The sequence below is a fragment of the Hymenobacter taeanensis genome, assembly GCF_013137895.1.
GTDB classification, from domain to species: Bacteria; Bacteroidota; Bacteroidia; order Cytophagales; family Hymenobacteraceae; genus Hymenobacter; species Hymenobacter taeanensis.
The window spans coordinates 3,977,879-3,992,346 of the sequence record NZ_CP053538.1; the positions used below are offsets into that span (position 1 = coordinate 3,977,879).

The window sequence follows — 14,468 nt, forward strand, 5'->3', positions numbered from 1 at the left end:
CAAATCCTGGCAGGATGGGCAGGGCAATCTTACAACTAGCTGACTATTAAAAGCTAGCCTACACTAGCGCATCGAGAGCGGCGCGCAGGCGGGGCAAAGCTGCTTCAATAGACTCATGCGAAGCACCACCCACCGACATCCGGAACCACGGTGCGGTGTGCTCATTGCCGAAAGCGCTGAAGGGCACCAGCGCCAAGCGAGCCTCACTGATGAGGTAGGAGGTCAGCTCCTTGGTAGTGGTGAGTACCTGCCCGGCGGGCGTAGTCTTCCCGAGCACATCCAGCTTAGCCGTAAGATAAATGGCTCCCATCGGCACCATAGAGTCAACGGGGTACCCATCGGCTTTCAGGGCCTGTAACCCCTGGTGGAGAGTGGTTAGGCTGCGCTGCACCTTATCCTTGAACTGGCTCATGAAGCCATCAACTTTCTCTGCCTGGGGCAGGTACTTGGCCGTGGCAACCTGCTCAGCTTTAGGGGCCCAGGCCCCCACGTGGCCCAGAATGGCCTTCATTTTATCAATCACCGCCAGCGGGCCAAACGCATAGCCCACGCGCACCCCGGTAGCCGCCAGGCACTTCGAGATACCATCAATGTAAATGGTGTAGTCGCGCAGCTCTGGGCGCAGATTCACGGGGTCGTAGTGCTCGGTGGTGCCGAAGGTTAGGAGCCAGTAAATCTGGTCGTAGAGCAGGTAGAGGGGCTTCTCGCCGGGTTGGCGGCGCTTGTTCTCGGCCAGCACCAGGTCGCAGATGGCTTCCAAGCCTTCGCGGGTGAATACGGTGCCGGTGGGGTTGAGCGGAGAGCACAGGGCCAGGAGGGTAGCGCCTTCCAAATGAGGTGCAAGCTCCTCGGCCGTGGGCATGAAGTTGTTCTCGGCGCGGGTTTCTACCATCACGCTCTGGGCAGAGGAGAGGTGGCAGTAGTGGTTGTTATTCCAGCTCGGCACCGGAAATACCACTTTGTCGCCGGGGTCAACCAGGGCCAGGTACGTGGCATAAATCAGGGGGCGAGAGCCGCCAGCCACCAGAAAGTCGTTGGGCGAGTACTCAAGGCCCAGGCGTGACTTAGTAAATGCAGCCGCGGCTTCGCGCAGGCCCACCATGCCATTTGCGGGCGGATAGTTGGTATGACCGGCCTGGTAGGCCAGGGTAATTTCCTGTTGAAGCTCTTCCGGAATTGGAAAAATTGACGGGTCAAAGTCGCCGATGGTGAGGTTGCAAATCTGCTCCCCCTTGCGAATCATATCATTGACTTCATTGCCGATTTTGATGATTTCGGAGCCAATCAGGCTGCCGGCCATTCTCGAAACTTGCATGAGCTAGTATGTTTTGGGTCGGTCAAAGGTAACAGAGTACGTGGTTCTGAAGGATTTCCAGTATCCGTTTCTGAACAATTAGCCCGCTCCACTATTAGTGCAGGAGTGGCCCAGGCCTCGTAAACTTGCAGCCTATTTGCCTGCTTATGTCTCTACTGACCCTAGAAATCTCTGGCCTGGCCGCCCTGCCTGCCGCCGCTGCCCAAGTGCGTGAAGCCCTGCGTGGGCATTCCATCATCTGCTTTGAAGGTGAGATGGGTGCCGGCAAAACCACGTTCATCAAAGCCCTATGCCAATGCCTGGGCGTGCAGGATGAAGTAAGCAGCCCCACATTTTCGCTGGTGAATGAGTACCGCGATGCCCAAAACCAGCCGATTTACCACTTCGACTTTTACCGGCTTGATACTCCGCGGGAGGCGGAAGGAATTGGGGCGTTGGAGTACTTCGATTCTGGCTATCTTTGCCTGATAGAGTGGCCTAGCCGCATTGAGGAATTATTGCCTCCGGATCGGCTGCTCATAACGCTCACCGTCACTGGCCTAGAAACCAGGGAATTAAAAATTGAAAGTTAAAAGTTAAGAGTTGAGCCATTGGCCGTCCTAAAACGTTTAATGAGCTGCCAATCAAGATTTTTAATTTTTAATTCTTGATTTTTAATTATAGAAAATGCCCGAAGCAGTACCCCCCGGATTTGAGTCGTTGGCTACGAGCCGCGCCTACTTCACCCAGGAATCCATGCTGGCCGTGGAAACACGGAAGCGCAAGCTGTTTATCGGGCTGCCCCGCGAGACTTCCCTCCAGGAAAACCGGATTTGCCTCACGCCTGAGGCCGTGAAGCACTTGGTAGAGGCTGGCCACGAGGTACTGCTGGAAAGCGGCGCCGGGGAGCCCAGCAAACACTCCGACCACGATTACTCTGAGGCGGGGGCTACCATTGCCTACTCGCAGAAAGAAGTATTTGAGGCCGATATCATCCTGAAAGTGGCCCCGCCCACCTATGATGAGATTGAGTTTATGCGCGGGGGCCAAACCCTGATTTCGGCCCTGCAGTTTGGCTCGCTCACCAGCGAGTACATTACGGCTCTCACCCGCAAAAAAATCAACGCCATTAGCTTCGAGCTGATCAAAGACCCCTCGGGCGCGCGCCCCGTGGTGCGGGCCATGAGCGAAATTGCCGGCTCTACCGTGATGCTGATTGCGGCCGAGTACCTGGCCCGCTCCAACGAAGGCAAGGGCATTATTCTGGGCGGCATTACGGGTGTGCCCCCATCCCAGGTGGTGATTTTGGGTGCCGGCACGGTGGCTGAGTACGCGGCCCGCGCCGCCACTGGCCTAGGTGCTGAGGTAAAGGTATTTGACAACCACCTCTACAAGCTGCGCCGGCTCAAGATGAACCTGTGCACCCCCCAGCTCTACACCAGCACCCTCGATACCTACGCTCTCAACCAGCAGATCCGCCGCGCCGACGTGGTAATTGGGGCCCTGAACGCTGAGGAAGGCCGCATTCCGTTCATGGTGTCAGAAGATGTAGTGTCGCAGATGGCGCCCGGCTCGGTGATTATTGATGTGAGCATTGACCAGGGCGGCTGCTTCGAGACGAGTGAGATGACCAGCCACAGCAAGCCCGTTTTCCGCAAGTACGACGTGATTCATTACTGCGTGCCGAACATTGCTTCCCGCGTGCCGCGCACTGCTACTAATGCTCTGAGTAACATTTTTACGCCCATTCTGCAGGAAATCAGTCAGCACGGCGGCATCAACGAAGTACTTTTCACCAATGAGCACTTCCGTTCCGGCGTCTACATCTATAAGGGCTCCCTCACCAACGCCAGCATCGCCAAGAAATTCAACATGCGCTACAAAGAGCTGGCGTTAATGATTGCCGTGCGAAACTAGCATATTCAGTTGTGTACAGATTTGTAGTAACCCTTTCATCTGTACTTTCTGCTCTTGCTTTACTTCTCTGCTTAGGACAAAAAGGGCGAGTAGGCTTCTTTCTGTTACTTAAGTCCTTCTATATAGTTGATCTACTAATAAATCTGTTTTTATAGGTCACTAACAGCTAAACATTTCGAATAAGGTTTAGAGTAGCATTTACCTTTTTTATTCTCTTCTCAGTTCTCCGACAAACAATAGTTTTAGCATAGCTGAATGGTGAAAATATTGTCCAGTTATTACTGAATAACTATCAAGTTTACCTACTATACACATTAGTGCATGGCCTAATTTATTTTCTCGCTTTAGATAAACATCAATATGCATACATGCGAGATTTTTTTTGGGAGAAGGAAAGTATTGGCAGGAAGAATGCTAATCACATTTGATGCCGTTGTAAAGTGATGAAGAATTTCATTGCCCGCCCAATCTTGGAATTTACTTCTGCGGAGGTAGCGGCGGCCATGACGCGCTCCTTTCAGCACTATTTCGTGCCGATGGTGTTTGATGCCGCCGCCTTTGAGCGCCGTTTCCGGGGTGAGCACCTAGACCCGGCAGCAAGTCGGCTGTGGTTTCAGGGAGATGAGCTGGTGGGCGTGGTGTTCATCGCGCGGCGGGGCTGGCAGAGCCGGGTGGCGGCTATGGGATTGGTGCCCGAATACCGAAGCCAGGGCTTAGGCAAGATTATGCTCGGTACTGCCCTTAAGGAGGCCCAGCAGCGCGGCGACCAGTCGATGCTGCTGGAGGTATTTACGGAGAATGTACCCGCAATTCGGTTGTATGAACGGCTCGGCTTTAGGCGTACCAGGCGCCTATTGGGGTTTCGGCAAGAGGCCGGCGCAGCCCCTAATACAGGGGAGATGCTCACGGAAATGGACCCCTTAGAACTGGCGCGTGTAGTTATTCGTGAAACAGAGGAGCCTTTGCCTTGGATGAGCAGTGGCGAAACTCTGCTGAGTATTACTAAGCCAACTAAAGCCTTTCGGTTGCAGGAACAGGCCTACGCCCTAATCAGGCCCGATGCTAACGGGCAGTTCGTACAGATGCTACTAGTGCCGCGTGCCTACCGCCGCCAAGGGTGGGGTACGCGCTTAGTCAGGGCCCTGGAGGCCCGGTTTCCAGATTACCCAACTATAGTGCCTTGCCTAGTTCCGGAAGGACCTGGCACAGATTTTATGCGGGCCTGCGGTTGGGCGCAGACAGACCTAGCGCTGTACGAAATGGTGTGCCTACTGGCCTAGGGTCTATAAAGTGAAGCAAACGGCCTTTAAACACACCGGCCTGCTATCCGTAATTGTGCTAATCGGTGTGTTTAGAGGCCGTTTCGGTAGTTAGGCTAAGCTGACTTGCTCTTTACCCGCCAGCAACAGCACCTTCCACGCTTCCTGCAGCCGGCCTTCTTCCAGAATCTTCTTGCCCAACAAAATCAGCTCTTGGCGTTGCTGAGCTGGGTCCGTCTGGTACTTCTGCAACGTGTAGGTCACCAGCGGCTCGTGGCGGTAGGCCTGTACGTCCTCAGCGGAAGGCATGGATTGCACTTCGATGTTAGCGAGGCGGCCCAGGTTGTTGCCGGTGAGGATGTCGGAGTTGCGAATGTGCTCTGGTAGCTGGTCTATGCCGATGCCTAGGTTGCGGTTAGGCTTGGGTACCTCAAACAGGCTGCTGCCCGAGGCGCGGGTGTACCAGTCGCCGCCAAGGCGGGCAATAGCATCGAGCTTGTGGGGGTCGATGCCGATGCCGGAGGGCAGGATGATATCCTCGCGGAAGTGGGCCAGCACTACCCGGCAGATGACCAGGTTGCCGGCGCCGTTGTTGGTGCCCAGCTCAATAATCTGTTCCACCACGCACTCAAAGGCAGCCGGAGCCTGGCCTACGCGGGGCGGACGCACCTGCTGACTGGCTACTTCCGTGAAGCCAGCCTTCACAAACTCATTCACGCCCTTGGCATACTCGGTGCTGGCCAATGACATTTGCTCCACCATGGCGTAGTCGCAGATATTGATGACCACTTCGGGCACCTCGCGCAGGTTTTCCAGGGTGTGCTTCTGAGAGTTGTCGCGAACGCGGTTGGCGGGCGAGAAGGCCAGAATGGGCGGGTTGGAGCCGAAGCAGTTAAAGAAGCTGTAGGGGCTAAGATTCACATTCCCAGTCGCATCAATGGTGCTAGCAAATGCAACGGGCCGCGGCGCTACGGCGCCCACCATAAAGGGGTGCCACTCGCTGGGCTTAAGGTCGGTGGGAACGATGGAGCGGAATGGGGTGGGAGTGGGCATGTAGAAACGGGGTGGGAAATTGGTGGCCCGAAGTTCGCGTTTGTTGCGGAAACTTTGGTGTAGGCCAGTTCTGGAAGTAAACCTACCTTCTGCGTGATACCGGAAGCAACCAATTAGCACTAGTGGTGATCTGTCAGGCAAGCCTATTCTATACGTGTCAGCTTGAGGAGCACTAGAAAACCGGGGTTACACCAAGGTGCCCAGCTTCTTTGTCCTGCTCGAAATAACAGTCCTTTGCCTCTATGCTCTTTCGCCTTGTTTCTCTGCTGCTGTTCTCATTGGTTGCTGTGGCCGCGCTGGGCCAGTCGGTTACGGCTGATACGGCGCGGTTGCGCCAGCACCTGGTGGCTCTCACTACTACTCCCGAGCCCCGCAATTACCTCCACGAAGCCAGCCTCAACCAAGCCGCCGACTACATTAGTGCGCAGTTAGTGGCCGCCGGGGCCCGCCCCTCAGAACAGGCGTACCGCGTGCAGGGGCGCACCTACCGTAACCTGATTGGTAGCTTCGGGCCGGAGGATGGGCCGCGGCTTATCATTGGGGCGCATTACGATGTGTGCGGTGAGCAGCCCGGTGCCGACGACAACGGCACCGGTGTGACGGCCCTGCTAGAGCTGGCGCGCTTATTGGGTCAGCAACCTAACCTGACCTACCGCATTGATCTGGTGGCCTACACCCTGGAAGAGCCGCCCTTCTTCCGCACCAAAAGCATGGGCAGCTACGTGCATGCCAAGCAGCTGCTCGATGAAAAGGTAGACGTAAAAGGCATGGTGGCTCTAGAGATGCTGGGGTATTTCGATGACCGCAAAGGCAGCCAAGACTACCCTGTCGGCCCGCTGAAGGCAGTATATGGCAGTCGGGGCAACTATGTAACCGTGGCTCAGAAATTTGGAAATGGCCACTTCGGCCGTCAGTTCGCACGGTTGTACAAGCGCGAGGCTGGCCTGCCTGTAAAGCGCTTCAAGGCTCCGGCCTGGCTGCCAGGCATCGACTTCTCCGACCACCTCAACTACTGGCAGTTTGGGTACTCGGCGGTGTTGCTCACTGATACGGCCTTCTACCGCAACAAGCATTATCACGAAATAACGGATACACTTGACCGCCTTGACATGCGCCGGCTAGGCTTAAGCGTTAATGCGCTGCTGGCGGTGGTACTGAGTATCTAGACCACTTGAGTTTGAAGTTAATGGCTTGTGGGCCAGCCTGCATAATACTTGCTCCTGTCAGCTAATGCTCAGCACTTGCTGACTAGGGTTGAGTACTACTTAAGGAACTCCCTAATATGTTGGGAGTATCCTTTTATATAGGAGTAGCGTAAGATAGTTGCTAAAATACTATATCTTTACTAAATAGATATAGCTTGCTAGTAACCACTTACTCACCCGCCGTATGTCAAAGCCAGCCTGTCCCAAGTGTGAATCAACGGATGCTACCAAAAGCGGTATAATAGGCGGCCGGCAGCGGTTTAAGTGCAAGAACTGCGGCTACCATTTTTCAGTGGCCAAAACGGGCAAGGAGATAAATCCTTACTATGTTATCAAGGCCCTGCAGCTATATGTGGAGGGCGTAAGCTACCGGGAGATTGAGCGGCTATTGGGAGTGAGCCACGTGAGCGTAATGAACTGGGTGAAGAAATATGGCATGAAGGCACCTCGCCAAACGGAATATCACCCTACTTATAAGATTCTAAATCAGAGGGAGCTGACTGAGTATTTTCAGGATCCGCAGCACCTGAAGGGGGCCGGGCTAGTAGTAACAGAACTAGGCGACAAGTACATGATGATTCGATGGGAGCGGTTCCGGCAGGCTTAGAGCTATAGGTTTAGCAGAAGTATAGCAAGGGGGTGATTCCCATCAGGGGATTGTTCTATTTGGAGGAGCTGATCCGGGTGTTACAACCTGGTTGCGGCTGGTTCTATTCTCACCACTCCCCAACCCACCCCCATTCCTATGCGAAATACTCGTTACGCACTGGCTGTCAGCGCCCTGATGGTCTCCGCTGGCGCTGTAGCGCAAGTTCAGCCTCCTCCAGCCGGCCAGCAGCCGGCCCCGCCACCGGCAGCACCAGCGCCCACACCGGCCCCACCTGCGCCTGCTAAATCGGCGCCGTACGGCGCGGGAATGAAGATTAACCTCTCTCCGGACGGCTCCAAGTATCTGCGTTTCCTCACCTGGCATCAGGTGTACACCCGCTACACCGAGAATAATACCGGCACCCTCCGGGCACCGGGTAAGCCACAAAAAGGGCAGGTTGACTTTGGCTTGCGTCGCTCGCGTTTGGTGCTGCTCGCTCAGCTCAACCCGCGCTTTGTCATTTATACCCACATGGGTATCAACAACCAGAATGCAGTGAGCGGAGGTTTAACCCCAGCTGCCGACGGCAAGAAGCCCCAGTTCTTCATTCACGAAGCCGTGACGGAGTACAAAGTGAATAAGTACTTGAGCCTAGGCGGCGGTTTGCACTATCTCAACGGCATTTCACGCATCACCAGTGCCAGTACCACCAGCATTCTGCCCCTGGACCTGCCCCTTACTAACTTCCCTACTATTGAGGCCGCCGACCAGTTTGCGCGTTGGCTGGGAATTTACGCCAAGGGGCGCATCAATAAGCTCGATTACCGCTTTTCTGTTAGCGATGCTTTCCTGACAAACCAGGCCAGCACCCCACTCAGCCTAGGCTCTAGCAGTACTGCCGCCGGGGTAACCACTAACACCGGCACGGGAGTGGCCGCCTACAATCCGCAGAACACCAGCCATGTGTATCAGGGCTACGTGAGCTACAACTTTTTTGAGCCTGAGGCTAACCTGCTGCCTTACTTCACGGGTACTTATCTGGGGGCAAAACGGGTATTTAGCGTAGGCGCGGGCTTCCTTTATAACAAAGATGCCATGTACTCGCGGCCCACGTCCAGTGTAGTGACCGTGACCCCCTCCATCACGGCTGATCCTTTCGGGCAGGTTGCTACTAATAAGCACAGCCTGAAGTTATTTGGCATTGATGCCTTCTATGATGTGCCCCTGGATACTGCCTCGCGCACGGCCCTCACGCTTTACGGCGTGTACTACAACTACAATATGGGGCCTAATCATGTACGCTTTATAGGACCCGACAATCCTGGGTATGGCACTACTGCCAACCGTGGCAACGCGGTGCCGCAATCTGGTACGGGAGGCTCCTTCTACGGACAGGCAGGCTTTCTGCTGCCACAGCAGATTTTCGGTCCGAAAGCCCGGTTGCAGCCTTACGTAGCCTATCTGCACAGCAATTACGAGGGCCTGCACTACACCAATGGCGACACCAAGGCCGTGAACGTGTACGATGCGGGTGTGAACGTGCTGCTAGACGGCCACAATGCCAAGGTGACGCTAAACTACCGCGCCCGCCCCGATTTTGAAGGCTACGTGCCCGCCACCGGAAACTTCAATACCCTAGACTACAAGCCCGAGATTACACTGCAAACGCAGATTTTCCTGTAATACATCTTGCCCAATTTCACCGGCTGCTTCCCACATGAGCACCGGCGCCAGGGCTGTTTTCTTTCAACTCACCACAACTCCCACCACGCATGAACCACAACTTACCGCAGCGCGAGGCCTACGCGGGGGCCACGCCTATGGGCGGGGCATCGGCCAACGATGCCGTAACCCACGACAACAACGCCGTTTCGACCAGCAAGATCTGGCAGGTAATCACCGCCTCCTCAGTGGGTACTGTTATTGAGTGGTACGACTTCTACATCTTCGGGTCATTGGCCGCAATCATCGGGCCGGTGCTGTTTGGCTCGGCGGGCAAGATTGAGGATACCATTCTGGGTACGCTGGCCGTGTTTGGGGCGGGCTTTGTGGTGCGGCCCTTTGGGGCATTGTTTTTCGGTCGCATCGGCGACATGATTGGGCGTAAGTACACTTTCCTGCTTACCCTGCTGATTATGGGGGGAGCTACCTTCGTCACGGGCCTGATACCGAGCTATGATAAGATAGGCATTGCTGCCCCAGTGATAGTAACCCTGCTCCGCTTGCTGCAGGGCCTGGCCCTGGGCGGCGAATACGGCGGGGCTACCACCTACGTAGCTGAGCACTCCCCTGATAACAAGCGGGGGTATTACACCAGCTTCATTCAGATTACCGCAACCGCGGGTCTGCTGCTGAGCATTCTGGTAATCATCATCACCCGTAAAACCATGGGCGAAGAGGCCTTCAAGGAGTGGGGCTGGCGCATTCCGTTCCTGCTCTCGGGCCTGTTGGTTATTGCTTCCTACTACATCCGCCGGAAGCTGCACGAGTCGCCACTGTTTGCCAAGGCTAAGTCAGAAGGCAAGACGAGCTCCAACCCGTTGCGCGAGTCGTTTGTAAATCCCGTAAACCGTCGCTTGGTGCTTATTTCACTGTTTGGCGCCACCATGGGACAGGGCGTGGTGTGGTACACTGGGCAGTTCTACGCCTATTCTTTCATGCAGAACACGCTGAAGCTTGACCTGGTAGACGCCAGCATAGTTCTCTGCGTGGCGCTGGTGCTGGCCACTCCGTTCTTCGTGTACTTCGGTTCGCTCTCAGACCGCATCGGCCGCAAGAAGATCATCATGATGGGCCTGCTCTGCGGCGCGTTGTTTACGTTTCCCATTTTCTACGGCCTTAAGCAGTTTGCCGGTCCCCTCACTGAGGTTACGGCCGCCACTGTAGACGCTACCGGCAAAGCCGTGCCGGCTGTAATGAAGGCCCTCTCACCGAACCTGGTGGGAATGACGGCCCTGGTGTTCTGCCTGGTTCTGTTCGTGACCATGGCCTACGGTCCCATTGCTGCCTACCTGGTAGAGCTGTTCCCCACCAAGGTGCGGTATACTTCGCTTTCCTTGCCTTACCACATCGGTAATGGGGTATTTGGGGGCTTCGTGCCACTGATTGCTACGGCTCTTACCCTGCGGGCCGCCGCTTCAGACTCGGCTTTCATTAAGGAGCACAGCACGCTGGCCGGCCTCGTGTATCCGGTGGGTATTGCCCTCATCTGCTGGTTTATTGGCCAGGCCCTGATGAAGGACGTGCGCAACGTGAAGCTCATGGACGATACGGCTCAGTAGTACTAGCCTACCCACTGCCAGAGGGCTGGCATCCGCTCTTTGCAAAGAATGGTAGTTGTGAAGTCCGCCGAGCCCCAGGTTCGGCGGACTTCCTGCTACATAGCCGCCCGCACGTCATTAAATCCGCTTCACACCAGCCCAGGCCCGGTAGTGTGCAAGCGTACGTCTGAAGAGGCTTACCCACTCAGTATTCTACCCAACCCCGTTATGCTACCCATGTCGCCTCAGGAGCAGCAGGAGCAACGCCGAGGGCAGCGGCTGCTCTTCGTGAGTCTGCTGTTTGCCGTGCTGCTGAACTTCCCGTTGCTGGCCGTATTCGACCAGGGCGGCCGCGTGCTGGGCATTCCGGTGCTGTATCTCTACGTGCTCCTGGCCTGGGCCGCACTGGTGCTCTTAACAGGCCTGCTGGTGAGAGGAAGCAAAGCAACAAAGTGAGTTGTAGTTAATGGGTGAGGAAGTGAGGAGGTAATGGGGTAATTAGAGTTGAAGTCTACCATTTACCGTCTCTCCTCGTCATTTCATAACTGGCCCAGGCTACCCTACTTGCCCCAGCACCCCAGTACCCAATCGTCTCCCCACTCAACTCACTTCCTCACCCAATCACCTCCTTTCCAAAAACTTGAACACCCTGCTCGTTATTTGCTTCTCTTTTGGCTACCTGGCCTTGCTGTTTGGGGTGGCCTACGCAGCTGAGCGGCGCTCGGCGGCGCGGCGGAGCTTGGTGAGCAACCCCTATGTGTACGCCCTCAGCATGGCCGTGTACTGCACCGCCTGGACGTACTACGGCTCAGTTGGCCGGGCCGCGTACTTTGGGTTGGAGTTTGTTGGGATATACCTGGGGCCTACGCTTATGGCGCCGGTAGCGTGGCTGGTGCTACGCAAAATCATTCGTATCTGCCACGTGCAGCGCCTTACCTCCATCGCCGATTTTATTTCGGCGCGGTATGGCAAGAGTGCCTCCTTAGGAGCGCTGGTGACGGTGGTGTGCGTGCTGGGGGTAGTGCCCTACATCTCTTTGCAAATCAAAGCCATTGCCGCCTCCTTTGATATCCTGACCCGCGGGGGGCAGACCTCTATACTAGCGGAAGGTACCGTGGCCAGCAGCTCCGCCCTTATAACCACCGGCGCCCTGGCTTTCTTCACCATCATCTTTGGAGTGCGCTCCGTGGAGGCCACAGAGCGCCACGAGGGTATGGTGCTGGCCGTAGCCCTGGAAAGCCTGGTGAAGCTGGTGGCTTTTCTGGCGGCGGGTCTGTTCGTGACGTTTGGCTTGTTCAAAGGGTTCGGCGACGTATTTGAGAAGGCGGCGGCAGTACCTGATCTGAGCCGCTTATTTACCCTGAAAGGGGCGGGCACCAGCGGTACGCAGTGGTTTACGCTGCTGGTGCTGAGCATGTCGGCCATTCTGCTGCTGCCCCGGCAGTTTCAGGTTTCGGTGGTGGAGAACGTGAACGAGAACCACCTGCGCAAAGCCATGTGGCTGTTTCCGCTCTACCTCATTATCATTAACCTGTTTGTGCTGCCCCTGGCGTTCGGCGGCCGCCTGCTGGCGGGCCAGTCCATTGACGCCGATACGTTTGTACTGGCGCTGCCCCTGCAGGCGGGTCACCCGTGGCTAGCCCTACTGATTTACCTCGGGGGGTTGTCGGCGGCCAGCAGCATGATCATCGTGGAAACCATTGCCCTGAGCGTGATGATGAGCAACCACCTGCTAATGCCGCTGCTGGTGCGCCTGCCACCCGCCCGCGCCGAAAGCCCCAGCTGGTTTGCCTATCTGGGCCAGGTGGCCCTGCATAGTCGGCGGTTGGCCGTGGTAGCGGTGCTGCTCCTGGCCTACGGTTATTACGCGGCGGTAGGCCATCTGCTGCCCCTCGTAAACATTGGGCTGGTGTCGTTTGCGGCCGTGGCGCAGTTTGTGCCGGTGGTGCTAGGCGGACTTTACTGGAAGGGGGGCACCCGGCAAGGCGCTACGGCGGGCATTCTGGCTGGCTTCGTGGTGTGGTTCTTTACGCTGGTAGTGCCCACCATGGTGGGGCCTGATCTGCTGCCGTCTTCAATTCTGGAGCAAGGGTTGGGCGGCTGGAGTGGCTTACGCCCCTTTGCGCTGTTTGGCTTAACTGGCCTAGACTACCTCTCGCACGGGCTATTCTGGAGCTGGTTTTTCAACGTAGGCCTCTACGTGGGCGTCTCGTTGCTGCGGATGCCCTCGGCGCTGGAGCAGCGGCTGGCCGAGGAGTTTGTGGGGGTGTTTCATTACCGCACCGGCTTTGAGGGGCCCGCCGGGTGGCAGGCCGGCACCCCGCTCCCCGATGTGCGGGCCCTGCTTACGGGGTTCCTAGGTAAAAAACGGACCTCCCAGGCCCTGCACGCCTTTGCTGAGCGTTTCCCCGAAGCCCATGTTACCTCCGAGAACGTAGCCCCACCCCAGGCCGACCCCCGCTTACTGGCCTACGCCGAAAAGCTGCTGGCAGGCAGCATCGGCCCGGCCTCAGCCCGCCTGCTGCTCTCGTCATCGGTGGGGGTGGAGGATATCAGCTTTGATAACGTAGTGGGCATCTTGCGCGAAAGCCAGCAGCTGCTGGAAGCCAACCGCCAGCTCCAGAAGCAGCAGCGCCAATTGCAGCGGCTTACAGGCCAGTTACAGGAGGCCTATAACCAATTGCAGGAGCTTGATCAGCATAAAGATGAGTTTCTCTACACCGTTACGCATGAGCTGCGCACCCCGCTTACCAGCATTCGGGCCCTCTCCGAAATCCTGACCGACAGCCCCGAGATGGAGGAAGAAGAGCGCCACCGCTTTCTGCTCACTATCACGAAAGAATCGGAGCGGTTGAGCCGGTTGATTACGCTGGTGCTTGATCTGGAGAAGTATGAGTCGGGGATGGCAACGCTGGAAAAGAGCCTGGTAGACGTGCCCGAGGTGCTGCATGATGCCCTGGAATCGGTGGGCCAGCTCCTGCGCGACAAGCAGATTCAGCTGGATGTGGTGGTGCCCCCGGGCCTACCGCTGCTGTCCGGCGACCGAGACCGGCTCATGCAGGTGCTGGTGAATTTGCTTTCTAACGCCGTGAAATCGTGCCGGGCCGATGGTAGTGGCCGCATTAGCGTGGTGGCCGAGGCTTCCGCAGATACGCTCCGCATACGGGTGGAGGACAACGGTAAGGGCATCGACCCGGAGTTTCATCAGCTCATCTTCGACAAGTTCTTCCAGGCCCGCAACCAGACCATGCGCAAGCCCGAAGGCTCAGGCCTGGGTCTGGCCATCACCAAGAAAATAGTAGAGCTGCACGCCGGCCGCATCTGGGTAGAAAGCCAGCCCGAGCAAGGCGCACGCTTCTCCTTTGAATTACCCATTGCAGCCAGCGAGACAAGCTGAATCACCTCGGCCCCTGCGCCTGAAAGCACGGCGCCCGCTGCGGACTGAAAAATGCCAGATCCTCTCTCGAAAACAACCATTCGTCATGCCTACGACTCCCCACATCCTTATTGTCGATGACGAGCCCAACATTGTCATGTCGCTTGAATTTCTCATGCGCAAGAACGGCTACCGCGTAAGTATTGCCCGCAATGGTACTGAGGCACTTGACGCCCTCAAGCAAAGCCCATTTGAGGTGGTGCTGCTTGATGTGATGATGCCTGATGTGGATGGGTATGAGGTGTGCCGCCAGCTGCGCCAGCTGCCTGAGCAGCGCCATGCCCGGGTCATTTTTCTGTCGGCTAAAAGCAAGGAGGCCGATATTCAGAAGGGGTACGAAGCTGGAGCCGACCTCTACATTCCTAAACCGTTCAGCACTCGCCAGCTCATGACTACTATCAAAGAACTCATCGGCACGAACGTCTGAACCCACATTATCACACGTACACTACACT

12 protein-coding genes are annotated in these 14,468 nt (G+C 56.5%); 10 read left to right on the forward strand and 2 right to left on the reverse strand.

All coding sequences use genetic code 11. The features are described from left to right. Positions 1-58: 58 nt before the first annotated feature. The gene (locus HMJ29_RS16620; RefSeq protein WP_171592540.1) at positions 59-1,315 is read right to left on the reverse strand and encodes a pyridoxal phosphate-dependent aminotransferase; all 1,257 of its coding nucleotides are present in this window, start codon (positions 1,313-1,315) and stop codon (positions 59-61) included. 146 nt (positions 1,316-1,461) lie between these two features. Between HMJ29_RS16620 and tsaE the strand changes: the two genes are divergently transcribed. From tsaE to HMJ29_RS16635, 3 genes are all read left to right on the forward strand, one after another. Then, positions 1,462-1,887: a tRNA (adenosine(37)-N6)-threonylcarbamoyltransferase complex ATPase subunit type 1 TsaE gene (tsaE, locus tag HMJ29_RS16625; RefSeq protein WP_171592541.1), complete on the forward strand. Its 426-nt coding sequence runs from the start codon at positions 1,462-1,464 to the stop codon at positions 1,885-1,887. A gap of 94 nt (positions 1,888-1,981) precedes the next feature. After that, positions 1,982-3,211: an alanine dehydrogenase gene (locus HMJ29_RS16630; RefSeq protein WP_135530701.1), complete on the forward strand. Its 1,230-nt coding sequence runs from the start codon at positions 1,982-1,984 to the stop codon at positions 3,209-3,211. A gap of 470 nt (positions 3,212-3,681) precedes the next feature. Continuing rightward, complete coding sequence (locus tag HMJ29_RS16635) at positions 3,682-4,491, forward strand: GNAT family N-acetyltransferase (RefSeq protein ID WP_171592542.1); 810 nt, start codon at positions 3,682-3,684, stop codon at positions 4,489-4,491. 90 nt (positions 4,492-4,581) lie between these two features. On the opposite strand, the gene HMJ29_RS16640 is transcribed toward HMJ29_RS16635, so the two are convergent. Further along, on the reverse strand, positions 4,582-5,523 hold the full coding sequence (locus HMJ29_RS16640) for a flavin reductase family protein (protein WP_171592543.1): 942 nt from the start codon (positions 5,521-5,523) through the stop codon (positions 4,582-4,584). Between the two features lie 242 nt (positions 5,524-5,765). On the opposite strand from HMJ29_RS16640, the gene HMJ29_RS16645 reads away from it, so the two are divergent. The 7 genes from HMJ29_RS16645 to HMJ29_RS16675 all read left to right on the forward strand — a co-directional run bounded on the left by HMJ29_RS16645 (position 5,766) and on the right by HMJ29_RS16675 (position 14,440). Next, the gene (locus tag HMJ29_RS16645; RefSeq protein WP_171592544.1) at positions 5,766-6,689 is read left to right on the forward strand and encodes a M28 family peptidase; all 924 of its coding nucleotides are present in this window, start codon (positions 5,766-5,768) and stop codon (positions 6,687-6,689) included. Between the two features lie 223 nt (positions 6,690-6,912). After that, a complete protein-coding gene (locus HMJ29_RS16650) occupies positions 6,913-7,335 on the forward strand; it encodes an IS1/IS1595 family N-terminal zinc-binding domain-containing protein (protein WP_171592545.1) in 423 nt (140 codons plus the stop codon). A gap of 138 nt (positions 7,336-7,473) precedes the next feature. Next, on the forward strand, positions 7,474-9,000 hold the full coding sequence (locus HMJ29_RS16655; RefSeq protein ID WP_244679122.1) for a hypothetical protein: 1,527 nt from the start codon (positions 7,474-7,476) through the stop codon (positions 8,998-9,000). A gap of 137 nt (positions 9,001-9,137) precedes the next feature. Then, a complete protein-coding gene (locus tag HMJ29_RS16660) occupies positions 9,138-10,598 on the forward strand; it encodes an MFS transporter (RefSeq protein WP_171593382.1) in 1,461 nt (486 codons plus the stop codon). A gap of 207 nt (positions 10,599-10,805) precedes the next feature. Then, a complete protein-coding gene (locus HMJ29_RS16665) occupies positions 10,806-11,033 on the forward strand; it encodes a hypothetical protein (protein WP_244679120.1) in 228 nt (75 codons plus the stop codon). Positions 11,034-11,217: 184 nt separating this feature from the next. Continuing rightward, on the forward strand, positions 11,218-13,974 hold the full coding sequence (locus HMJ29_RS16670) for a sensor histidine kinase (protein WP_171592546.1): 2,757 nt from the start codon (positions 11,218-11,220) through the stop codon (positions 13,972-13,974). 85 nt (positions 13,975-14,059) lie between these two features. Further along, on the forward strand, positions 14,060-14,440 hold the full coding sequence (locus tag HMJ29_RS16675; protein ID WP_171592547.1) for a response regulator transcription factor: 381 nt from the start codon (positions 14,060-14,062) through the stop codon (positions 14,438-14,440). The last annotated feature ends 28 nt before the right edge of the window (positions 14,441-14,468 follow it).

Excerpts from the sequence above, each read along its gene's own strand:
- HMJ29_RS16645 (WP_171592544.1), top strand. The coding sequence starts at position 5,766 with ATGCTCTTTCGCCTTGTTTCTCTGCTGCTGTTCTCATTGGTTGCTGTG.
- HMJ29_RS16675 (WP_171592547.1), top strand. The coding sequence starts at position 14,060 with ATGCCTACGACTCCCCACATCCTTATTGTCGATGACGAGCCCAACATT.
- HMJ29_RS16650 (WP_171592545.1), top strand. The coding sequence starts at position 6,913 with ATGTCAAAGCCAGCCTGTCCCAAGTGTGAATCAACGGATGCTACCAAA.
- HMJ29_RS16665 (WP_244679120.1), top strand. The coding sequence starts at position 10,806 with ATGCTACCCATGTCGCCTCAGGAGCAGCAGGAGCAACGCCGAGGGCAG.
- HMJ29_RS16660 (WP_171593382.1), top strand. The coding sequence starts at position 9,138 with ATGGGCGGGGCATCGGCCAACGATGCCGTAACCCACGACAACAACGCC.
- tsaE (WP_171592541.1), top strand. The coding sequence starts at position 1,462 with ATGTCTCTACTGACCCTAGAAATCTCTGGCCTGGCCGCCCTGCCTGCC.
- HMJ29_RS16630 (WP_135530701.1), top strand. The coding sequence starts at position 1,982 with ATGCCCGAAGCAGTACCCCCCGGATTTGAGTCGTTGGCTACGAGCCGC.
- HMJ29_RS16620 (WP_171592540.1), bottom strand. The coding sequence starts at position 1,315 with ATGCAAGTTTCGAGAATGGCCGGCAGCCTGATTGGCTCCGAAATCATC.
- HMJ29_RS16655 (WP_244679122.1), top strand. The coding sequence starts at position 7,474 with ATGCGAAATACTCGTTACGCACTGGCTGTCAGCGCCCTGATGGTCTCC.
- HMJ29_RS16640 (WP_171592543.1), bottom strand. The coding sequence starts at position 5,523 with ATGCCCACTCCCACCCCATTCCGCTCCATCGTTCCCACCGACCTTAAG.